Annotated in this window: 26 protein-coding genes; all 26 read right to left on the bottom strand. The window is 52.4% G+C overall.

Annotated features, from left to right (window positions below):
* Nucleotides 1–172: 172 nt before the first annotated feature.
* Complete coding sequence (locus tag ACTQ1O_RS00005) at nucleotides 173–1,129, bottom strand: GH25 family lysozyme (protein WP_441474575.1); 957 nt, start codon at nucleotides 1,127–1,129, stop codon at nucleotides 173–175.
* Between the two features lie 116 nt (nucleotides 1,130–1,245).
* Nucleotides 1,246–1,515 carry a phage holin family protein gene (locus tag ACTQ1O_RS00010; protein ID WP_441099617.1) on the bottom strand — a complete coding sequence of 90 codons (270 nt, stop codon included), beginning with the start codon at nucleotides 1,513–1,515 and terminating at the stop codon, nucleotides 1,246–1,248.
* Between the two features lie 4 nt (nucleotides 1,516–1,519).
* Entirely contained in the window at nucleotides 1,520–1,849 is a 330-nt protein-coding gene (locus tag ACTQ1O_RS00015; protein WP_441099616.1) for a hypothetical protein, read from the bottom strand.
* Nucleotides 1,850–1,863: 14 nt separating this feature from the next.
* Nucleotides 1,864–2,703 carry a hypothetical protein gene (locus tag ACTQ1O_RS00020; RefSeq protein WP_441099615.1) on the bottom strand — a complete coding sequence of 280 codons (840 nt, stop codon included), beginning with the start codon at nucleotides 2,701–2,703 and terminating at the stop codon, nucleotides 1,864–1,866.
* Complete coding sequence (locus ACTQ1O_RS00025) at nucleotides 2,693–3,487, bottom strand: hypothetical protein (RefSeq protein WP_441099614.1); 795 nt, start codon at nucleotides 3,485–3,487, stop codon at nucleotides 2,693–2,695. Before ACTQ1O_RS00025 ends, ACTQ1O_RS00020 begins: the two co-directional genes overlap by 11 nt.
* Nucleotides 3,484–4,872: a hypothetical protein gene (locus ACTQ1O_RS00030; RefSeq protein ID WP_441099613.1), complete on the bottom strand. Its 1,389-nt coding sequence runs from the start codon at nucleotides 4,870–4,872 to the stop codon at nucleotides 3,484–3,486. Before ACTQ1O_RS00030 ends, ACTQ1O_RS00025 begins: the two co-directional genes overlap by 4 nt.
* On the bottom strand, nucleotides 4,869–6,998 hold the full coding sequence (locus ACTQ1O_RS00035) for a hypothetical protein (RefSeq protein ID WP_441485583.1): 2,130 nt from the start codon (nucleotides 6,996–6,998) through the stop codon (nucleotides 4,869–4,871). Before ACTQ1O_RS00035 ends, ACTQ1O_RS00030 begins: the two co-directional genes overlap by 4 nt.
* A 15-nt stretch (nucleotides 6,999–7,013) precedes the next feature.
* On the bottom strand, nucleotides 7,014–7,385 hold the full coding sequence (locus tag ACTQ1O_RS00040) for a hypothetical protein (protein ID WP_441485584.1): 372 nt from the start codon (nucleotides 7,383–7,385) through the stop codon (nucleotides 7,014–7,016).
* Entirely contained in the window at nucleotides 7,382–10,033 is a 2,652-nt protein-coding gene (locus tag ACTQ1O_RS00045) for a phage tail tape measure protein (RefSeq protein ID WP_441485585.1), read from the bottom strand. Before ACTQ1O_RS00045 ends, ACTQ1O_RS00040 begins: the two co-directional genes overlap by 4 nt.
* A 56-nt stretch (nucleotides 10,034–10,089) precedes the next feature.
* Entirely contained in the window at nucleotides 10,090–10,248 is a 159-nt protein-coding gene (locus tag ACTQ1O_RS00050) for a hypothetical protein (RefSeq protein ID WP_441485860.1), read from the bottom strand.
* Between the two features lie 8 nt (nucleotides 10,249–10,256).
* Complete coding sequence (locus ACTQ1O_RS00055; RefSeq protein WP_441099608.1) at nucleotides 10,257–10,631, bottom strand: hypothetical protein; 375 nt, start codon at nucleotides 10,629–10,631, stop codon at nucleotides 10,257–10,259.
* Between the two features lie 15 nt (nucleotides 10,632–10,646).
* Complete coding sequence (locus ACTQ1O_RS00060) at nucleotides 10,647–11,294, bottom strand: major tail protein (protein ID WP_441099607.1); 648 nt, start codon at nucleotides 11,292–11,294, stop codon at nucleotides 10,647–10,649.
* Nucleotide 11,295: 1 nt separating this feature from the next.
* Nucleotides 11,296–11,613: a hypothetical protein gene (locus ACTQ1O_RS00065; protein WP_441485586.1), complete on the bottom strand. Its 318-nt coding sequence runs from the start codon at nucleotides 11,611–11,613 to the stop codon at nucleotides 11,296–11,298.
* 15 nt (nucleotides 11,614–11,628) lie between these two features.
* Entirely contained in the window at nucleotides 11,629–12,000 is a 372-nt protein-coding gene (locus tag ACTQ1O_RS00070; protein WP_441099605.1) for an HK97 gp10 family phage protein, read from the bottom strand.
* Nucleotides 11,997–12,329, bottom strand: coding sequence for a phage head closure protein (locus ACTQ1O_RS00075; RefSeq protein ID WP_441099604.1), 333 nt, complete (start codon nucleotides 12,327–12,329; stop codon nucleotides 11,997–11,999). Before ACTQ1O_RS00075 ends, ACTQ1O_RS00070 begins: the two co-directional genes overlap by 4 nt.
* Nucleotides 12,330–12,341: 12 nt before the next feature.
* A complete protein-coding gene (locus ACTQ1O_RS00080) occupies nucleotides 12,342–12,656 on the bottom strand; it encodes a head-tail connector protein (RefSeq protein ID WP_441485587.1) in 315 nt (104 codons plus the stop codon).
* A gap of 36 nt (nucleotides 12,657–12,692) precedes the next feature.
* Nucleotides 12,693–13,883: a phage major capsid protein gene (locus tag ACTQ1O_RS00085; protein WP_441099602.1), complete on the bottom strand. Its 1,191-nt coding sequence runs from the start codon at nucleotides 13,881–13,883 to the stop codon at nucleotides 12,693–12,695.
* A gap of 14 nt (nucleotides 13,884–13,897) precedes the next feature.
* Nucleotides 13,898–14,755 (bottom strand): head maturation protease, ClpP-related, encoded by an 858-nt coding sequence (locus tag ACTQ1O_RS00090; RefSeq protein ID WP_441485588.1) that lies wholly within the window; start codon nucleotides 14,753–14,755, stop codon nucleotides 13,898–13,900.
* On the bottom strand, nucleotides 14,752–16,104 hold the full coding sequence (locus ACTQ1O_RS00095; RefSeq protein ID WP_441485589.1) for a phage portal protein: 1,353 nt from the start codon (nucleotides 16,102–16,104) through the stop codon (nucleotides 14,752–14,754). Before ACTQ1O_RS00095 ends, ACTQ1O_RS00090 begins: the two co-directional genes overlap by 4 nt.
* A 14-nt stretch (nucleotides 16,105–16,118) precedes the next feature.
* Nucleotides 16,119–17,714, bottom strand: a complete 1,596-nt coding sequence (locus ACTQ1O_RS00100) for a terminase large subunit (protein WP_441485848.1) — start codon at nucleotides 17,712–17,714, stop codon at nucleotides 16,119–16,121.
* Between the two features lie 20 nt (nucleotides 17,715–17,734).
* Nucleotides 17,735–18,208 carry a phage terminase small subunit P27 family gene (locus ACTQ1O_RS00105; protein ID WP_441099599.1) on the bottom strand — a complete coding sequence of 158 codons (474 nt, stop codon included), beginning with the start codon at nucleotides 18,206–18,208 and terminating at the stop codon, nucleotides 17,735–17,737.
* A gap of 123 nt (nucleotides 18,209–18,331) precedes the next feature.
* The gene (locus tag ACTQ1O_RS00110; protein ID WP_441099598.1) at nucleotides 18,332–18,559 is read right to left on the bottom strand and encodes a DUF7678 domain-containing protein; all 228 of its coding nucleotides are present in this window, start codon (nucleotides 18,557–18,559) and stop codon (nucleotides 18,332–18,334) included.
* Between the two features lie 174 nt (nucleotides 18,560–18,733).
* A complete protein-coding gene (locus ACTQ1O_RS00115; protein ID WP_441099597.1) occupies nucleotides 18,734–19,168 on the bottom strand; it encodes a DUF7698 family protein in 435 nt (144 codons plus the stop codon).
* A gap of 137 nt (nucleotides 19,169–19,305) precedes the next feature.
* Nucleotides 19,306–19,710 carry a DUF4314 domain-containing protein gene (locus ACTQ1O_RS00120; protein WP_441099596.1) on the bottom strand — a complete coding sequence of 135 codons (405 nt, stop codon included), beginning with the start codon at nucleotides 19,708–19,710 and terminating at the stop codon, nucleotides 19,306–19,308.
* Nucleotides 19,711–19,795: 85 nt separating this feature from the next.
* On the bottom strand, nucleotides 19,796–20,743 hold the full coding sequence (locus tag ACTQ1O_RS00125; protein WP_441099595.1) for an amidoligase family protein: 948 nt from the start codon (nucleotides 20,741–20,743) through the stop codon (nucleotides 19,796–19,798).
* Between the two features lie 126 nt (nucleotides 20,744–20,869).
* Nucleotides 20,870–21,706, bottom strand: a complete 837-nt coding sequence (locus tag ACTQ1O_RS00130; protein WP_441099594.1) for a hypothetical protein — start codon at nucleotides 21,704–21,706, stop codon at nucleotides 20,870–20,872.
* Nucleotides 21,707–21,791 lie beyond the last annotated feature (85 nt).

A 21,791-nucleotide genomic window follows, 5' to 3' on the forward strand; every position in this document is an offset into this window, starting at 1 on the left:
TGGAAACCCCCGCAACAAACAGGTGCTATGCACCCAGCCGGGAGCATAGCGCCGTTTGTTGTCAGCAGCCCGTTTCACGGTCTGCGTGTAGTTCCTTGTAAACTGACCTAATAAAAAGTCAAAAAAAAACCTGTGAGCCACCCATCATCATGAGTAGCCCACAGGCATTCTTTCATTTTACCCTGATTTTCCATCCCACCTGGATAAGGTTGACGTTCCTGATCACGGAAGGATTGAGTCTCTGGATCGCAGATACGCTCGTTCCATATTTCACGGCAATTGCAGAGAGCGTATCTCCGCTTTTTACCGTGTAGTAGACAGCCTGATTTGCACCAAGCATCTCATTCACCTTCGCCTGAACGGCTGCGTAATCATAGCCAGCAGTTGTGATGCGATTCTTCCGATCATCACCGTTGCCCCACCTACCGGCAAGCACCTCCCGGGCAAGTTCATCAACCGACTTGTGTGGCTGTACCGGTGTTAACGGCTGCGCTGCGCCGACCTTAGAATAGCCATTGAATCTGCCCGCCTTGATGATGGACGGATAATCCTGATACGAGATATCCAAATCCACGTTACCATTGATGCCATTTACCCGTCCGGAAGATGAATACTGCCAGATTCCGTATGCTCCGCTATAAGTACATCTCGGAGCGTACTGTGCTACCCAATGGGTAAATGGCGTAAGCTTCGAATCGTCCAGTCGCTCACGGAACCCAGAATATGTAGAGCTGTAGATTCCGGCAAAGTATCCGGCAGATTCTAGCGCTCTGCAAAAGGCAATTGCTGCCGCCGTAGCCCCGGCCTTTGTTGCCGGAGCTGTTGCCTCGACATCGATATATACCGGGTATTCGAACTGCTTACCCTTCAACTGTACAAGGAAGCGCTCAGCATCGGCCTTTCCATCCTCTGCCGATGTGCAGGCAGGACCGACAAAATAATACGCTCCAACAGCAATCCCATTTGCCTTTGCTCCTCTGTAGTTTTCTTCCCATCTTGGATCGGTATAGAATCCCGCATCCGATCCGCCTGCCTTGATGATGGCGAACTGGATGCCTGCCGCTCTGACCTTCGCCCAGTCAATAGCTCCCTGCCAATGGCTGACGTCAATTCCTCTGAATTCACTCATGTGTTTCTCCTCCTTCATTCCAACAAGAAAATCCCTCCGGGTTTTGAAGCCCGAAGAGCCATGAAACAGCATCCCATTAACGGATGGGACTACCGGGATACGAGGATCACCTCCTCTCACTGATTCGTTTTGGTCAGCTGCTTATAGATCTGGTTCACGCCAGTTGCCGCTAGACCAGATACGATACCAACAGCTAGAGCGTTGATGACATCCTTTGCCGGGAAATCCGGCATCAGGTACAGCCCCGCAATGCCGAGCACCGCACCAACGCATCCACAGATCACCGGGATCAGCTCATCCTTCACGGATCCAGCTGCCTTACAGCCGATGCCGACCAGATACGCAATCACCGTGATTGCCGCCACACTTGCAATTCCAAAATCCATAGCTTCAATCCTCCTTCTCGTTATTTCTGTCTGCCGTAAGCGGCAGTTCCAGACACTTCTTATACAAGGACTCTCCGGTGCCATTACCGCCAAGCGCCTTGTACGGCTTGTACAGGTACTCGAGGTTGCTCCGGTCTTCCGGAGAGCACCATCCCCGGGCAATAAAAAAGCTGCAGGCCTGATAAATACGGTCGTGCAGCAATGCCATCATTCCTTCTTTGATTTCGTCATTCTCCCGTTTTCGCCGGAGCAGCGCCCGCCAAAGCCATGTGATGATAGCAATGATCAGGACAAACAGCTCCTGAATCCAGTATCGTAGGATAAAGTCTATCAATGGTATCACCTCCCTTAATCTTCGACATACACCATGAGGTACTTATACTTGAGCGTTGCCTGATTGTACGCCATCAGAGTCGTCTCATCGTTGGCAACACCAGCGGCAAACTTGAAATGCCCGATTTGGTCTGCATCCGGGTAAGACGTCGTACCATTGTCTCCGTTATCCACGATGCACTTTCCTGTTGTCGCATAAAACCGGAACCCGTTATAGGTGTCCATGTCGGTCGACAGGGTTCCGTCCGAAAGCTGCACTTCGACAACTTTCAGACGAAGATCCGGGTCACTCTTGGTGAGTGAAGACCGCTTCAGGTGAACAGCGCTGTTTGCCTTATACGTGACGAATCCATTCCCATCATCGACATCCAGAGCCAGCTTCGTCACGGCAGCGACGTTTTTGATGTGGTCAAACGAGGGCTTTGTCACTTCTGTGACATCTCCGCTGGATCCGCCAGAGCTGGATGTTGGCAGAGTCAGCACCTGCTTGGTTCCCGATGAGGACCGGATGGTAAGCTTTCCATCCTTCAGCTCAAACGTGTAGGTTGTATCGGTGAAGGCAGCACCTTCTGGAACATCAGTTTTCACCGTATGTCCTCCAAGAGCGTCTGTGTTCGCCTTGACCGCCGCTTTCATTTCAGAGTCGTCATAGGCCGTATCGGTAAAGACTGCATCCGCCGGGACATCACTTCCCACAGTATGGCCATTCACCTTGGCGGCATTGTCGACAACCCCGTCACCATCCGCATCAAATTTCGAGAGCACATCTTCTGCTGTGATCAGCTGATTCACTGCCTCACAGAGCCGCCGGATCACTTTGTGAGCGCCTCCGTACTGGATCTTCTTAATCGACATTGAAGTACGCCTCCTCCCGCTTCTGAGCTCCCTCGTTTCGGGATGTGTACCTCGCAAGGTCTGAGAGGATCTGGTCGGTTGTATTGAGACGGTCTACCAGCTTATAAGAGTCGATGTACGGATCAAAGTGCGAAAGGTTCTCTGGCTCGACATACGAGGTATCCTGCATATCATGAATGCATTTCCGGCACTGGCTCGTAGCTACTCTCTCCGCTTCCCAGTTTGTGGCAAACCAATGCGCATCGTGCCACCTGCAGTTCCAATAGCAGTCCGTGTTTGGAATCAGGATGTAGCGATACTTCTTTGGCAGAGTCTTCACTGTATCGAGGTGACGGGAGAACCAGAAAAACAGCACGATATGATCATACATGGAGAGGTCCCGGCTCTTGATATCCGATTCTGTCAAAGCACTGGTAATAGAGAGCGTGACCGAGATATCCGGGTGTCTGCTCTTTGACGCTATCGCAAGTGAGTCGTCGCTGATTGTAAACATCCGGATACCAAGGTCGTAATATCTCTCCAGCGCATCTAATGTCGCATTCCTCTGCATCAGCACACAGAGCGGAAGCCCGAGCTGCTGCAGACATTTCAGTCGCAGAACATATTCGTCATAGGATTTTGGGTATTCCTCCCTTTTCTCGATGTCCTTTCTCGTACTGGTGGCATCCTCCCTCCATGCTGGAAGGTAAATGCAGCGGATATATGGAAAAAGCTCTCGTCTACGGGAGAGCTTCGGCACAAAGTCATAGGAAAAGTTGTAGGGAACTTCATACTGCTTATTCATGCATCCTCCTTGTCCGTCAGTGTATATGTAATCTTCATGGTCTGCGAAGCGTTCTTTGTTACCGGGGACGACAGGTTATTGATCGTTCCGAGGTAGGCACACCTGAGCGCTGTCCGGATCCGGTCATTATCGTAATAGCCATCATAATGGTAGGTTGCGAGGATCTTCCCATCGGAATATAGGATCGGCAAAATTGCAATCGCAGCTCCGTCAACCGCCTCCTCGGAATGAGAAGCGTCCGGATACAGGAAGCCTGTCCTGTAATAATTGTTCCCGTCCTTCTGATACTGATACTGGTACTGAACGCCGCCGTTATAGAACATCGGCGTCATCCCGTCGAATGTTCCGTTGTTATCAAAGGTAAAGGTCTTAATGTCCACCGTGTTGGACAGGTTCACAACGTAGATACTATGTGCATCATAAGATTTGGCGTAGAGGTACCCCTTGTTGATGACGATCGAATACTCATTTCTCGAAGCCAGGTACACCCCGGCAAGCGTGACCACCTCCTCCGGCTGCTTCTCAAAAGATAGATCTGACATCTTGTACTTCGTGATGTAGAGCTTTGCGTCGTCCTTTTCATTTCCCTCATCGTAATAATAGTTGTAGTAGGTGTTGCCGTAAGAGGTATAACTGCTGACCCGGTTGTTTTGCGTGATGAGATAGAGGTAGCCATCCGTACCGGGCATCCAGTATTTTGCCGGACCAATATTGCTAAAATTCTTATAATCTGGAAGCTCCAGCGTCGTTACGTTCTCATACGGAAGGGTAAAAGAACCATAAGTCAGATCGGCCACCTTCACCGCATAGGGATCAAACCTTCCGCGCTGAACTGTGACACCATCCGCATTCAGCCAATAAACAAACCCATCCTTTACGAGGAATGGCCTCCCGTTATGTTCCTTATTTTCGATGGTATCCATATCACAGAAGAAGTCCCCGCAAACCTGTCTCTGGAAGGGATTCACTCCGGCATAGGCACTCGTCAGGGCAACCGACTGAATGGTTCCGTTTGCCTGCGCCGTACCGAAGTCCCAGACGGAGACATAGCCGGTATCTGTTTTATGTGTCTCGATCGCATTTAAGGATCCTCGCATGGCGTCATCGGTGTTGGTATCCCGGGAAGCATAGCCGACCAGCTTCGCCTCTGTTGGGAAGTTTGTATTGTTCACATCCTCAGTGAGCTTCCCGTCAAAAAGCAGGATACCGCCGAGAGCATTCTTCGCAATGGGAAAGACATTATTGTTCATCGGTCTTCCGATCATGGTTTGGAAAGCAATCAGCTCCTGCACTGCGTTCGTAACGAGGTTGTCCTTTTCATATTCGAACTCACGCTCTCCTGTCTTGGCATTAAAGAGCTCGATTTTGGTATGTCCTTTGATCATTCTTCCACCTCTTTCGTAAAGATCTGGATATCCGTAAGTGTCCCCTTCTCATGGATGATCGTCTTCAATTGAATGGAACCGGTGAGCTTTACGGCCCACTGTTCCTTTGTGATCTCCTTCATTGCCGGGGCGAACATGCCATAAGACTCCTTCGTGGTATCCGGTGTGATCCATCCGTTGGCGTATTCCCACCAGGTGCCGCCATGATCGAAGGAGGCAAGGAAGTTCACGTTGTTGCTGTCACAGTTCGATGCGGCATTGAGAACCTGTTCCACTTCACAATCCTTTGTCACAAGTTCCGCGATCGTCACTCCATCCTTCAGCTTCCATACGCCATCCTTCACTTCAATCTCATCCGTGTTGTAGGTGACCGCGTCAAGGTGCTCCGTATCAAACCGGTGCAGGAACTTCACCGGACCGATGGTGCCAGCGATCGGCTGCACCACACTCGTAAGAGACATTGAAGGAACGATGTCGGAATAGCCATATGTCCCCGGGGAAAAGAGGCTGAAGTCCACCGAAGTATCAACGCCCCGGCACACCGGAAACAGGTTCATGCCCGGAAGCGTATCGTAAACTGTGACCGTTCCATCCCAAGCACCGTTTCCTGCCAGCCCCTGTCCTGCCATGTAAGCTCTGGCATCTCCGCGTGAGATATGGCAACTGCCACCGGCCATTGAAAGCCAAACTTCAAAATTTCCAGTAAGATTCGCTGTACTGTTCCATGTAAAAAGAAGATGCAGGAGATGCGTCCCATCTGGCAGGGTTTCCACCGGAACGTAGTCCTTAACTTCCTCCCCGTTCAGGTAGTAGGTAACAGTCATGACCGCATCGGTATCTGACAGGAGGCCTTCTGCTTCCGTTTCCGTCGTATCGAGCGTCAGCTTGATCTCTGCATGGAAGTCGATGTGGGTGTCCTTTACCGTGATATAGCGGATATCGATGATCTTCGCCTTAGCTGTGTCAGCGATGTCGTAGTCCGCTGCGTTCTGGTAGTCATAGTAGCGGATGTAATCCTGATTCTCATTTGAGGACAGGATGCCCTGCAGGTTCTTATCCGTCTTAGATTTAGCTGATGCAAGTGCCGGGTCCTGTCCTACCCCCTGCATGGTGAAGGACTTATTGTAGCTGAACGTGAACTTCGTCATACAGAAGAGCTTGTCCTTATCAGCAAGCCCATCAGAAAAGCGGAATACGTCCATGAGGTCGTAGGCGGGATTTCCGATCAGCTCTGCCTTGAACGGCACATAGTCAACCTGTGACAATGCGGTCAGGATCGCGTTTCTCTGTGCATCCTTCTTCTCGCCCACACCATACTGGAGAAAGGGATCCGAGCCGATGTTGTAGGTTAGACCGTCGTCCGGATCGAGGGCATAATAAGATGTGGTCTTCCCGGCGAGGTTCACAACGGAGAGTCCGGTGTAGCGAGTTGTAAAATCAGAGAATTCACATCCTGCAAAGCGATGAGCGGTATCAAGCTCATCCACTACAACCTGATCGTAAGCCCGGACATAAATCTTTCCATCCCGGCCTGCATAGACGTTTGCAGCAATCGATACGGCGACCCATGAGACAAAGTCTCTCCAAGTTTCAATGTCGGACTCGCTGTAAAGGGAAAGCTCATCTGATCCGTTTGCCATTGCGGCGAACTCTTCACTCGTGGTGCCAAGGGAAAGACCGCAGGCCGTACAAGCCGTGAGCATCAGGTTGTAAGCCGTGCCATTGATGGAAGTGACCGAACAGTTCTTATCAAATTTGGCCATGTGATCGTAAGCCTTAATCACCACACCGGAGGCGGTATGCTTTGCGGAGTCAATCGTGAAGATGCCAAGCGGCACGTCCTCGTAGGTTCCGTCCGACAGATGCATGCCAAATACTGGTGCGATCTCCTGACCTTTCCAGCTATACCGGGCAATGTTTACGTTCATGAGCGTCACATCCAGTTCTCCGATGTAGACCTGTCCGATCTGGACAGAGGAGTCATCCGAGCACTGGTTGGTAATCGAAAAAGATCCAGAAAGAATGTTGTCATCTGTAAAGGATGCCCTGCCGACTTTTCCCGTCATCCGGAATCTCTGGACCGGCTGCTTCATGGCAGCCTTGTATTGTTCACTTACTGCGTACATGAAGCGCCTCCCTCCTTAGAATTCCTCAAGGTCAAAGCTCACCGTGTAGAGCCCATTCGTTCCCTTTGTCTTCTCCGAGTGCTCCTCGAGTCCCGGTTTAAAATTCCGCATCCGCATCTGCCGCGTCTTATAGCCTTGTGTCTTCAAATCATAGAGCTTCACCTCAATACTGTCCTTATCACGAAAAGCAGCAAACTTTGACGCCCAGCCTGCAGAACACTGAAAAGAGGCAGAGACGGACAGCTTGTCATATCTTGTGACAATGACCTGATCCGTTCCTGCTTCGGTCTGATTTACACTCTCGACCACGCTGCTACTCTCTTCCCATTTCGATGGTGGAAAGAGCTTTACATCATCAAAGTAGATTGGATATTCACTAAGCATCATCGCCCTCCTGACCGGTAATTGCTCCGCTGGGTGGCACGGACGACGATCTCATCAATCCTCTCCTGCCCGATATAAACCGGGATAATGATGTCGCCGCCACCGACACCTGCCAGAGCTCCCTGTACGATCTCTGTGAGCTTGTCTGTACCAACTACTGCTTCCTGACCGGCCTCTCCTCCGCCAAGGAGCCTGCCGCCTGCAGCGCCAAAGATCGTCGGGCTGTTTAAGATGTAGGCATCATCCATGGCTTTCCGGTACCAGTCCACAGAAAGATGCGGAACTGAAGGCGGGTCAATGGAGAGCTTGCCGCTGATGGAGAAGTGCGGGAGCTTGATCTTTGGAAGCTCCAGATGACACCCGGCAAAGAAACCCTTGATGCGGTCAAGGCCACCGCTTACGATGCTCTTTGCATTCTCGATCATGGAGGAGAATGCTCCTTTGATGTCATCGAGCTTTCCCTGTGCAGAAGACAAGGCATTCCCGAGCTTCCCTCCCGTCAACTCATTGATCTTCGAGAATCCTGCCTCCCAGATCGACTTGTAGGCATCCACTGCGGTACCAATGATGCCCTTGATCCCACCTCCATGCTGATCAACAGATGCCTGAATGGCATCCCACGCGGTGCCGGTGTTTGTTTTTACGGTGTCCCATGCGGTACTGATGGTGGTCTTTACGGTATCAAAAGCAGTTCCGGCTGTCGTCTTGATCCCATCCCATGCACCGGAGAGTATCGTGGTGATCCCGCTCCACGCTGTCGATGCAGCAGAGCTGATGGTCGACCACGTATTGCCAAGAAAATCGGAGATTCCGGTAAAGACCGTCGTTGCCGTGGTGCTGATTCCGCTCCACAGTCCGGTGAAGAAGTTGCTTATGCCGTTCCAGACAGTCTCCGTGGCGGACTGGATACCGTCCCAAAGCCCGGAGAAGAAGGTACCGAGCCCTTCCCCGATCGACTGCACACCAGAGCAGACCGTAGACCACACACCGCCGAACCACTCAGAAATTTCTCCCCAGTGCTTCACAATCTCAATGACCGCAACCACAGCAGCCACAACTGCCGCGATGATAGCGATGATCGGAAGGATTGGTACGGATACTGCCCCGATTGCCGGAATCACCGTGCCGGAGATAAAACCGACGAGTTTTCCAACGATACTCGTCACAGAGCCGACTGCAGTGACGACCTTTCCGATGCCTACAAGAACCGGACCAACCGCCGCAGCAATAAGTGCCGCTTTGACGATTGCTTCCTGCATGCACGGAGACAGGCCATCCCATGCATCCTTCAGGGCAGTCACCACATCTTTGATCTGCGTCATGGCTTCTGTGATCATAGGTGCGGATGCATCGACAATCTCTGCTCCGAGGTCCTTCAGGTTATTCATCACAACCGTCATCTGATCGAGAGGATCCAGTGTTTCATTGAACGTCTTCTCTACCGACCCGGCATAATCTCCAAGCGTGGTAGAGAGGTCGTTTAATGAGAGCTTGCCACTCTGAACTGCATTGTAAATGGCACCACCGGCGCGAGAGCCGAACAGGTCATAAGCTGCCTGCAGCTTCTCAGTATCGCTCTGGTTGCTGTTCATCGTCTTGGAGAAGTCCTTCAGAGCATCACTGAGGGACTGGCCATTCTTCGTAGCAACCTTCTGTGCCTTGGTTAGGCCGGTAAGCATCGTCGAGGTATCAAGGCCCGACATCTCGACCGCACCCATGAATCCTGCTGCCTGCTCTGCCGAAAGTCCCATTGCCTGAAACTGCCCGGCATTCTTTGCAAGATCCTGCGAGAGGGTATCCATCGATACACCGGTCGCCTGCCCGACCTGGTTTAAAGCGTCGAGAAGATTCCCGGCATCATCAGAAGACTGCCCGAAGGCATTGAGGACGGACGACACGTTGTCGACCGAGGTGGATACATCCGTTGAATTCAGTGTGGCGAACTCCACAAACTTCGTGGAAAGATCCTCGAGTGCATCGCCGGTTAGACCAAATCTCGTGTTCACCTCGCCGATAGCATCACCGGCGGTCTGGAAATCAGTCGGGATTGTCTCTGCGATAGACTTCGCCCTCTTCTGCATATCCTCAAGGGCAGCACCACTTGCACCCGTCTTCTCAGTAACGGTATCGAGAGCTTCATCGACTTCCTTCCAAGCCGCAACTGACGCTCCCGCCGCGGCAGCGACCGGAACTGTGATGCCCTTGGTGAGCCCACCTCCGACATCACTGATCTTGCCGCCGACCTCTTTCATCTTGTCGCCGGCGACCTGAAGTTGCTGGCCGGCAACGGAGCCGAACTTCTTGTACTCGTCCTCGAGTCCTTCCAGCGACTGCTTGGTAGCTTCAATCTCCCGGGTCAGTGCTTCCTGCTGCTTCTGCGTCTCCTCTGTTTGAGGCCCCGCCTTCAGCTGTGCGAGGGCTTCCTTCTCCTCGGCGAGCTTCTTCTTTGTCGCGTCAATCGCGTCGGTGAGATATTTCTGCTTCTGCGTAAGAAGATCCGCATTGCCCGGGTCCATCTTTAGGAGCTTGTTTACATCCTTAAGATTCGACTGGGTATCCCTGATCTCCTTGTTCACACCTTTCAGAGCATTGGAGAGCTTGGTAGTATCGCCGTCCAGCTCAATGGTTATGCCTTTAATACGATCTGCCATAGACTACTCCTCCCTTCATGGCATGAAAAAAGCACCGGCTATTCACAGATGCTCAATCAAAACGAATCAAAATCCTGCTGCGTTGCTACTTGCCGGTACTCGTCGTCACAGAGGTCATTCCCGGATTCAATGATCATATCCATCACGAGCCCTTCCTCTACACTGTCGAGTTCTGCAAGGGAAAAGCCCAGCTGCTTGGCACGCAGCATAAACACGGCTGTGTTTACTTCCCTTTCAGTTGGGCGGCTTCTTTTTTTGGTTTCGAAGTTGTCCTCCGCGATCCAAGATAGAGCGTGACGAATTCCTGCATATGCAGAAACAACTCTGCCCCGTCAAACTGATCCGCCCATTCGAGGAAGGCGTCCACGTTCAGGGTATTCATGTCCCGTTTCTCTGCCTGCGCGTTCATGATAAAAGCGAGTTTGTCTCCGACCGTCATATCCGTCTGGTCGTCCTCGCTGTTCTCCATCTTGTTCAAAAGAATCATCAGATCCTGATGAAATACCTGTTTATATCTGTAAGCCGTGGTCCCCGTGGCGAGAAACGGGAACTTCTTCTCTGACCCGTCAACGAGCCGGAGAGAAATTTCCTGATACATACGCTCTCCTCCTTATCACTTACTGGAACTGGATGTGGTTGTGCTCGTCGTGCTGGTCGATGCTGTGCTTGTAGATGCACTGGCCGCAGCAGGTGTGTAGACCTTGCTGTACCAATTCTGATAAGTAGCATCCGCCGTATCCGCACCAGAACGGGCTTTGACGATGTTCTTGCCAAGCGTTGCATCCTTGATGCTGGTGGCATTGATGGTCAGGCTCTCGGTCTGGACCTCAATAGAATCCTCCTTTGTGGAAGACGCCACGGAAGGTCTCGATGCCGTACAGTTGTACATGACATGACGGATCTCGTTCACATCGCCGTCAAACTCAAAGAGCAACGCAAAGTGGATCGGCTGCGCATCCGCATCCTCGATCAGAACACCGTTGCCATCCTTAATCTCTCCGAGGACGTTCTCCCGGAAGTCCTCCGGTACCATTGCTGACTCGAAGTCTCCGTTGTAGCCGCTGTTCGCATTGGTGACAAAGTACTGCACGCCGTCTGCCCAGAAGATCGTCTGGTCTCCCTGAGCGTCCAGCGAAAGAGATACAGCACCCGGCCACGCCACCGGATCCGCAAAGGTGGCCGTGCCATCCTCGGCAATCGTCGCGATGGCATAGTGTACATTTTTAAGGTTGTACTTAACCTTGTTCTTTTTACTTCCCATTTCATGCCTCCTGTTCAAAGGAATACAAGACCTCGTAGAGCTTCTCCGACTCTATCCAGGTCTCCGTCTTATCAAAGAAGATGTCGTTCTTCACGAGCAGATCTTCCAGTTTCTTTTCTGTCTCCGGATCCTTCCGATCCGTGTAGAGCTCGATGTCGGTTTCCGTAATCGAGAAATACACCGCGCCATCTGCAGCGAAGTTGTCGCTGTTTGGATACCGAAAACAAATGAAGGGAGGATCTGGACCCTCTCCCTCGGCAAAATGGTCGTAGGCAAAGGGAAGTCCCAACTCCTCCAGAATTTGTATGATCTTATCCATTGCTTCCTCCCGGTCTCAGCCCTTCAGTTCCTTTTCAATCTCATCCGACAGCTTTCCGGTGATCTCTTCCTCGACCGGAGCGATATGAGGAGTGCCCTCGACTCGCCCGCCTCCACGCTTGGCATGGCCTTTTTCCAAAAGATGCGTGAGTCCATAGATCTTGTTATGAACGACCACCTCAGCCCCGATCGCTGATTCCTTCTGGACGGTAGAACGCCAGCCCTTCGCATACTTTCCAGTGCGTTTCGGTGACTTTTCCTTCAGTTCCTTTACGGCTTCCTTCCCGGCATCCTTGATCTCCTGCTTTACGATGTCGTTCACATCGTCGGCATAATCCGAGAGTGTCTTCTCGACCGTCGCCGCAAGATCATCTACCTTTACCTTCATCGCTTTACCTTCTCGCACTTGAATTTAAGACTGTTGTGCTTAAATCCCATCGGATCAATGGCGGTGACGTTATAGATCGCATCTCCCAGGCGGATCCGAATCTTTGTGGAATCGAGTCCTTCAAGGCACTTTGCATAACGGACCGTAAAGTCAATCGCATCCGTGCTGTTGGTAGTCCCGGCCTCCTGCTTTTCGGACCCTCCACTCTGAACCGGTGTCGCCCAGCAGGTGTAGAAGTCGACCCATGTATTGGCGTGGTTGCCGTACTTATCCTTCACGACCTCGTTCTTCTGGATCGTGACACGGACATTCATTGCCGCGATATTCATCTCCCACCTCCATCAGAACCTCGGGTCCCGTTCTCCGAAGAGAAGGTTCCGGAGTGTGATCGTCAGTGCGTGATGATCAGCTTCTTCCCGATGCTCGTTGATGTAAGCGAGAGAATACAGCACTGCCACCGTGACAATCGGACTATCGTCTTCACCAAGACTGTCCTTCCGGAGAACCGAAGCGACTAGGCTCTCGGCGGCATCCAGTTCCTGCTGAATGATGTCGTCTTCATCGTTCGAATCGACCCGGAGATATTTCTTTGCTTCATCCAGTGAGAACATCACTGCCTCCCTTCCAGCCAGAAAGAAATCCCAGGGCTGTGACACCCCGAGCTCTCAACATTACTTTGTTACAACTGCGGATCAGGCAGATGCGCCTGCCTTCATGATCTGCACGGCCTCCGGCAACACCAGAAGACCATCGACACGCTCCTTTGCAACGTAACCGATCATACCGTTGCCTGCGAAGAGCTCGCGAAGCTCCTGCATGGAACGAGTGCCGCGATCGCCGATGTTGTAGTAGCTGTAGTCGCCGAATGCCATCACAGGCTTTCCGGCGGCAAGCTCCGGTGCAAAGGCGCTGGTGTGAACCGCATAGCCAAGGAGTCTGTCCGGCTCTCCTGCCTGATAAGACGGCTGCCAGATGTAAGCTCCGTTGTTGTCCTTCAGCTTTCTCAGCGCCGCAAGGGTCTGGTCGTTCATGATGAATGCTGCCTTCTTACGGTAAGGGCGCTTCAGAGCATACACGAGATCCAGAACATCATCGGTGCCGAGCTTGGTCCCGGTGAGGGTCTTTGCGACGGTGCCACCGTTCGCCTCATCAAAAAGGCCGGTCGGCTTGCCCTTGCCATCGCCGTTCAGGAAGGCATCCTCCTCGGCGTTTGCAATCGCAATACCGAACTGGGTCGTGATGTAGCTTGCGAGGTCAAACATGGAGTCGTAGAGCAGCTCCTCGGTAACCTTCACTGCCACGTGCAGCTTGTGGGCATCGAGAATCTTCTGACCGAACTTTGCATCTGTAAACTGGAGAGCGCCGCCCTCTTCGATCCATGCAGCCGTAGGCTTGGCACCTGCGATGTTGATCTTGTGCTCACCGGAAGTGGTGATCTGAGTAGCAAGGCCTCTCATGATGTTCTCTTCATTCAGGACATCGATCAGTCTCGAATCCCACTCCTCCGGTACAAGGTAACCGCCATCGGCATCTACGCCCTCCTGCAGGATGTCAGATACCTGATGGAAGTTCGTGCGCATGGCGGTCAGCATATCCTTCGCATACTGATCGGAAGCGCGGCCCTTCTTGACCTTCTCACCAGTGCTGGTCGGCATGTTAGAAAGCGGAGCCGAGGTCGGCTGGTTCAGCTGTGCCTCAATGGCTGCCTGACGGTTCAGGCGGTCGATCTCTTTGGTAAGATCGGTGATCTCCTTCTCCATCCGGTCATAGGTTTCCCCATCTGCCGCAGAGAGGACACCGTTCTCTCCCCTGTGAGCCTCGAGGAAGGACTTCGCCGCCTCCCACGCTCTTGCTCTCTTTGCAATCAAATCCTGTACGTTCATATGTGTTTTCCTCCTCACATCATTGTGCGCAGCAGATTCAGGCGCTCCATGAGAGCATCCACGCTCCGGCCTTCCTCTGCTTTACTGGTTACTGCGTAGTGTTTCTTCACCTTGTTGGTGAAGTCAGCCGCCATTTGGCGACTGGAATAAAGGAATCCTGTGTGGATCAGATCCTTGTCCTTCTTCTCAGGATCCTCGGATTCCTGTGCCGGCTGATCCTCCTGTTCCTTGGATTCCTCCGGCTCTTTCTCATCCGGATCACCCTCGTCCGGCACTTTCTTTGCCTGCTCGTCTTCATGGTAAAGATCCGGGCGTTCCATCACGCGGTCTGCAAAATGAAGCTCGACCGCCTTGTTGGCGTCCATCCAGGTCTCATCATCCATGAGCTTTGAGAGCTTGTTCTTGGAAAGACCGGTCTTCTTCACGTAGGCATTCAGGATGGAATCCTTCACGGAATCCAGCATAGAGATCACCTGCGCCAGATCATCCTTGTCGCCCATCGCCATCGTGGACGGGTTATGGATCATCAGCATCGAAACAGGCGAGACAAGTACCTCATCGCCTGCCATCGCAATCACAGAGGCTGCAGAAGCCGCAAGACCATCGATCTTCACCGTGACCTTCCCGCCGTAAGACAGGAGCATGTTGTAGATCTGTGCTGCCGCCCAGACATCGCCGCCGGGAGAGTTGATCCAGACCGTAATCGGGCCTTTCCCGGAATCGAGATCGGACTTAAAAAGAGCCGGAGTGACGTCATCGTCAAACCAGCTCTCAGAAGCGATGGTTCCGTTCAAAAACAGAGTGCGTTCCGCAAGGCCCGGATCTTCACCATCCGGTGCCTTGTTGCGCACCCACTTCCAAAACTTGTTCATGAGTTCCTCCTTCCCCTTCTGCGGGGTTTTGTATTTTGGGTATCCTCCTCCGGTTCCTGTTGCGGATCAGTCTCTTCCTGCTCAGGAGGATCCGTACCACCATTCGAACCGCTCTGCTGATAAGCTGCCCCTGCTGATTTCAAAGGCGTCATGCTGCCGTTCACGAGAAACAGGTTTCCTCCCTCTTCATCCGGGACAAGATCCATGTTCTCCAGTCGCCGCACATCATTTACGCACATAAAACCGTTACTGATGCCGGTCGCATAGCCCTGCATCCGGGAAGCGTAGTTGCCACGAAGAAGCCCATCGACATTGAACCTCGCGTAGTAGACCATCTTCTCGTCTTTGGTAAGAAGCGACCGGGAGATCGCCGACTCAATCCGGGTCAGCCAAGGCTGCAGGCTGTAGGTCACGAATTCGAGTGACTGTTCCTCGATGTTCGAAAAAGTCGCGTGCTCAAGGTCTCCTATCATATGGGGAGGCACCCGGAAGATCCGTGCAATCTCATCAATCTGGAACTTTCTCGTATCGAGGAACTGTGCCTCCTGCGGATTGATGGAGATCGGTGAATACTTCATTCCTTCCTCGAGGACGGCTACCTTCCCGGCATTCTGGCTGCCGCCGAATGCTGCCTGCCAACTATCTCTCACTTTCTCCGGATCCTTCAGGATGCCCGGATGCTCGAGGACACCGGAAGGCGCTGCTCCGTTCTCAAAGAACTTCGAGCCGTATTCCTCACACGCCATCGAAAGGCCGATCGAGTTTTTTGCCATCGCAATCGGGCTGTATCCGACAAGACCATCAAAACCTAGCCCCGGGATCTGCATCACCTCATGGGGAGAGAGCTTCACGATCGTCTCCTTCATCGTCGGTGCATCGGATCCTTTGGACCAGAGGTACTGGTAGTAGATGTGCCCGTTCTCATCGCGGTCCACGGTCATGCGGTTTGGCATCAGAGGATACAGCGCTGTGACTTCTCCCTTTCCATTCCGGATGATCTGCACAAAGCCATTACCCCACAGGAGAAGGTGTGTCATGAGGGTCTCCCAGAAGGAATAGGCTGTCATCTCTTCGTTTGGCTCGCTATGGAGAAGAAAGTACAAAGGATGATCCGTTGCCTTTACCTTGCTGCCATCCTCTTCCTTGTAGAGGTGAAGCGGCAGGCTGGCCACAGCTTCTGCAAGCACCCGGACGCAGGCATACACAGCGGTCACCTGCATGGAGCTTCGCTCCGTCACGGTCTTTCCGGAGGAGGTGTGTCCGTAGTAAGCCCGGTACACGCTCCCAGATGTCATATCCTTGGGATCTGCTCTTGCCTTCCTTCTGTGAAATAGATCGTTAAATCCCATCGATACTTCCTCCATCAAAATGTGATCAGCCCCCGGCTGTCATAAACGCTATCTGAATGTTCCTGCCGGATACACCGATCCAACGCCATAATTGCGGCGACGATGCCGTCGATTTTTTCAGGGGATCTTGCCTTCGTAGGTTTCACATTGTCCGCGGCGTCGCGATCCACCACCACGTTCAGCGCCATCCAGCGAAGGACCGGATTGCCACCATGGATGATCTTTCCCTCCATCATCAGCTTGTAGAACTCTTTCGTAGGAGGGGACATATCCTTAAATCCCTGCCCGAAGGGAATCATTGTCATCCCATCGTCCTGCAGGTTAATGATGAGCTGGGTGGCATTCCAGCGGTCGACCGCGATCTCCTTGATGTTGTAGATCTTGTAGAGGTCGAGGATAAACTTCTCGATAAAGTTGTAGTCGATCACATTTCCTTCGGTCGCTTTCATGTATCCCTGCTTCACCCACACATCATAGGGGACTGATGCCCGGCGCACCCGGATCGGAATGGTGTCCTCCGGTACCCAAAAGAACGGAAGGCAGATGTATTTCTCTGTCTCGTCCCTTGGCGGGAACATCAGAACGAGCGCTGTGATATCACCAGTACTGGAAAGGTCGAGACCGCCATAGCACTCCCTTCCCCGGAGGCTGTCCAGATCAATCGGTTCATTTCCCTGATCAAAGACCTGCTCCGGAATGAAGGCGGTCGTACTGGATACCCACATGTTTAGCCGGAGCTGCTTAAACACCGCTTCCTCTGCCGGGTTCTCCATCGCCTCGTGGTAATGCTCCCGCACACGCTCGATAGCGATCGTCTGTCCGAGGCTTGGATTTGCCTTGTACCAGTTCTTCTCATCGTGCCAGTCTTCTCCTTCTTCCAGTCCATAGACGACAGGATAAAATGTATGATCCACTCTCTGACCGGAGAGGATCTCTTTTGCCTTCTGGTGCAACTCATAGCAGATCGAGTTCTTATCTGTACCCGCCGTTGTAATAAGGAAATACAATGGCTGTTCGCGTGCATCACCAGACCCTTGTGTGAGTACATCGAAGAGTCTTCTAGTGGGTTGCGCGTGAACCTCATCAAACACAAGCCCGGATACATTCAAGCCGTGTTTCGTTCCTACCTCTGCCGAAAGCACCTGGTAGAATCCAGCGTTTGAGTAGTTCACAATCCGCTTGCTGGCGGCCATGATCTTTGACCGCTTCAAAAGCGCCGGTGCCATGTTCACCATCTGGTGGGCGACATCAAAGACAATGGATGCCTGCTGCCGGTCTGCAGCTGCACCGTAGACTTCAGCGGATGGCTCGTTGTCTGCGTACAGGAGATACAGGGCAACTGCAGCAGCAAGCTCTGACTTTCCATTCTTCTTTCCGATTTCGATGTAAGCTGTCCGGAACTGCCGGTTCCCGTCGGGCTTCACGATCCCAAAGAGATCCCGGATGATCTGTTCCTGCCACGGAAGGAGCCAGAAACGCTTTCCGGCCCACTTGCCTTTGGTGTGTCGAAGCATCTCGATGAACTTCACCGCCCGGTCTGCTTTTGATGCATCATAATGGGACGTCGGCAGCATGAACCGGGTCGGCTGATAGTCCGTGAGCTTTGGCATATCCTCGGGACGTTCCTCCATTACGGATCACCTCCCAGGAGTTCCTCCATTTCATCACCCGGCCCTGCCTGCCCAGCATCTGCAATCAGCCTCGACCTGGAAGCTGGAGTCAGACCGAACTCGGTCGCGAACTTTCCCATCTGTTTCATATAGGTCTGGGCGATTGACACCTGCGGGACCTGCTGCCAGTATCCGGAAGGCGTTCGCACGATCGAACCGTGCTGGCTGATGAACTCCTCTGCTTCCTTCCATCTCGCGTAGGACTGACAGTAAGCCGCAAAAGCAGCCATATCGACTTCCGTAAGAACGCCGATGGCTTCCATCTTCTTTGCGAGCCTATGCCACTCCTTCCTTGCCTCTTTGTCGAGCCATTTTGGACAGGAAGGTGCTTTTCGTTCTGGCCTTGGCTCGTTCTCATTCAGTTTTCTTTTTCCCGGATTTCCTTCCAGCTCCTTGATTGCTGTTGGAGTCGGCTTTCTTCCTCTGGTCGCCATAGGGAACACCTCCTTTCTGTCCATCAAAAAAAAGACCGCCGAAGCGATCCCATCCCATGTGGTATGTATGTGTACGAGAGAAAGAGCCGCTTGGCTCCCTCCCGGAATTTGCTGTCTTGTCTTTTAATTCATGCTGTGCAGGATTGCAGCCACCGCAAGCTGTGCGTTTTCGGTCACCGGTTCAATGTCCCATCCTCTGTCGTATCTTGCGACCGGGAAATCACCGAGGCGAATCTCAAGCTTACTGATCTTGCCACCCTCGATTCCGTATTCCTCACTTGGCTCACCATATACCTTTGCGCAGTAGGTAAAAATCTGGTTTTCGATCTTGATGCTTCCTTTGTTCCACATGGCTTTGTCCTCCGTTTTCTGTGTATACCCTTTTCCTTTGACATGTACATTAATCACTCTTGAGGCACTATATAGCAAGGAGTTCTGTCGGATATATGTCACAAAGATCCATGTAAAAACTGTGTATCTTGTACGAGGAAGAGGCCCCGCTGTGGTGCATCCTCCTTTGTCTTTTTAGTTCAGGATCATCTTGAAGGCGTGGCCTTTCTCGTAGCCCTTTCCGAAGAAGTCCTTCCTGAGGTTGACCTCGACCATCTTTCCGATCGTGCAGCCTGCCTGTTTGAAAAGCCATAAGGTTTCAATCGCATCCGTTGCTCTGCAGCTGTAGGTGAATGCCTTGATGCCGTTCTCCTTCATGCAGGCGGTAAGGGCTTCTACATCCCGGTCCCAGATGATGTCGTCGAAGTTTAAAATCTCATTCTCGTTGTCTCTTGATTTCTCGTAAGCCCGGTAGATCTTGTGGGCAATGTCGCCCATCTCGTCGATCTGATCCTCGGCTGCCTTCGCGGTTTCTCTTGCGGCGTCCCTTTCCTCGGCGGTGGTGGCTGCCTTGTAGGCTTTCTTTGCTTCTTCGATGCGGTTGTAGGTTTCTTCAAAAATGTTTGTCATGGCTTTGTCCTCCTTGCTTTCGGCTTGTTTTGTTTGCCTATCCCTTTGGCATGTACATATATCACTCTGAAGCGCTGTGATAGCAAGGAGATGTAGACCATAAACTGCACAAGATTCTTGCGCGGAAACTGTGTGTTTTAGACCTCTCCCTTTAGGATGAAGTTCACGTACTCCTTCGCATGATCCATGAGGAAGATCACCAGCTCATAGTAGCCGAGGCGGTTTGCAATGCTCTGAACCATCGGTACATCGAACATGTTCGTCTCTCCGGTATCCCGGACCGCAAGGATCTGATCCCGGACGGTCTTTGTGAACTCCCCGACCAAAAGCCTGCAACGATCTGCGCCATAAGCAACGTTCAGGGAAGATCCATTGTCCCAGCGGACCAGGATCGATCCGGCATCGTCCACTCCGGTGACCGTGCCCTTGGTTCCGACTGGCGGGGCCTGCGGGTCATCCATCTTCAAAAGCTCTACACGAGTCCCTGCCGGGTAGTGCTCCCGTATCTCTTTCAGTTCTTTGTCATTCGGAAATCTCATCATCTTTACTCCTTTCCGAAGGGATACCCTTCTACCACCTTAAGCCCGCTCTGTGGCGGGTAAGGTAGCCGAAGGCTGTCTCTTCGGTTTATGCAACCCTTCCATTCCGGAAGGAGGTGTCGCCTGCAAGGTTCTTTGTCAGGATCTCCCTTGCCGTAGCGAACTCGTCGCCAATGAATCCCATCCGAAGAAGCCAGGTGCGCATCGCATATCTTGGATTCTCGTGCTGCGGTTCCTTCGGGCTAGCCGTCTTCTGGATCTTCGCTGCTGCGGAAAGGGCGAGGCAAAGCTGGATGTAGCTCTTAAGCTCTCCTGCGTGAAGGCCTCCGCGTTTGCCGTTTCCTGCGTCTGCGAACTGGAAGAGGCGAAACTCGATCGTGCCCTTGGTGAAAGTAGCGTGCAGGTTCAGCATGTGGTAGCGGCTGCTGTTGTAATGCTCGCGCCGTCCGTAGGTTGCGTGGTTCTCTTCGTACCAGATGTCGGAAAGCTCCTGCATGGTGTCCGGTTTCTTTTTGTTGAGGCGCTTCAGGAAATCCGGATCTACCGTCTGGCAGTAGCGGTCGATGCGGCTTCTGTCTAACCGGAGGGCGCTGATCAGAAGGCTCTCATGGCTTGCCATCAGGTTTGCCAGCGTCCGGAGCGTCTTGGCGTCGTGGCCATTCGCTCCGATGTGTATGTGGACTCCGCACATGTGGCTCGGGTCGCTCTTCGCACCTGCATGCCTGAGCTGCCGTACCAGTTCCTGCAGGTTTTCGATGTCCTCGTAGGTAAGGATCGGGGTCACCATCTCGCAGGATTCTTCCTCCCTTGCTGCCCGGATGCTGGCATCCCGCTGGAATTTCCATTCCCGGCCCTGTGCGTCCCAAGCGCTCCATGCCCGGTAGCCGTTCCGTCTTGCGGTGTCTTCGCATCTCCCGGTTCCGAAGAAGGCGGCAGCAACCTCGGCTGCCTTGCTTCTTGCGATCCCGTACATCTCGATCTCAACTCCGATCGTCTGCTGCTTCATGGCTTCGATTCTCTTCTCTGTATCCTTCATGGTTTTGCCTCCTTTGGCTTATGTGCTTTCCTTTTTGCATGTGTATTAATCACTCTGAAGGGCACATATATCCAGTCAATTCGAAGGTGTATTTCCCACAAAATTCAGGAGAAGAAATCGTGTATTTTAGCGTTGTTCCTGCGTGCTTTCTTTTGCTGCTTCATGCTTTGCTTTCTGCGCAGCATAGAACTTTTCAGCTTCTTCCTTGTTCCGGAAAGCAGCGTATCCGGAAAGGTTCTTCATCAGGATCTTCCGAGTGGTCTTGAACTCTGATCCGTTCATCCCAAGGCGGGTCAGCCAGATCCGGAAAGCGTACTTTTCACTGGTGTCGTCCACGTATTTGGGATAGATCCTTTTTTGCGAAATCGCCTGGCTGTTCATATGGCAGGCAAGATCCATATAAGCCCGGAGCGTATCTGAATCCGCCAGCTCTGGAAAACCGGTGAAGACGATCTTGTCCTCGGTGATCCCGACACCAATGAGATCATCACGGTGCCCGACAAGAATCTCAAGTGCCTTCTCCAGAGGAAGATCCGTCTCGTTCTTTAAGGCATTTACTAAATCAAGATCTGCTTTGAAATGGCTGGCGGTCGCTTTGTTGATAAGATCCGCCCTCTGGTAGATCAGGTTTACAAGGTTTCTGAGCGAGTTGCCGGTGTGCCCGGTAAGTGGCAGGGCAATATTCACCGCCAGCTCCTCATGTGCTTCCTCTGGCTCTGCGCTCTGGTTGTTTTCTTCTGTCTCAGGCATTTTGATCAATCCTTCCTCTGAAAGGGTGTGAAGAATGTCAGCATTGGCCTTGTCATCATCAACCGTCAGTGTTCCATCCCGCTCGACGGTCCAGTCTCCGATTTCAAATGCCATTCTCGGCGCCATCGTATAATGTGGCTTAACACCGACAAGCTCGCCAAGGCGCGACACCATAACCTTTCTATCTTCTACGTTCTTTTCGAATCTCAGCATATCCATGTCCTCCTTTGCATGAGTCCCAGCTTTTTTTGGTACTACATACATCACTCTGAAGGGCGATGATAGCAACTAGATTCGA

The sequence above is a fragment of the Bilifractor sp. LCP21S3_A7 genome (assembly GCF_052118825.1).
In the GTDB taxonomy this organism is placed as follows: Bacteria; Bacillota; Clostridia; order Lachnospirales; family Lachnospiraceae; genus Bilifractor.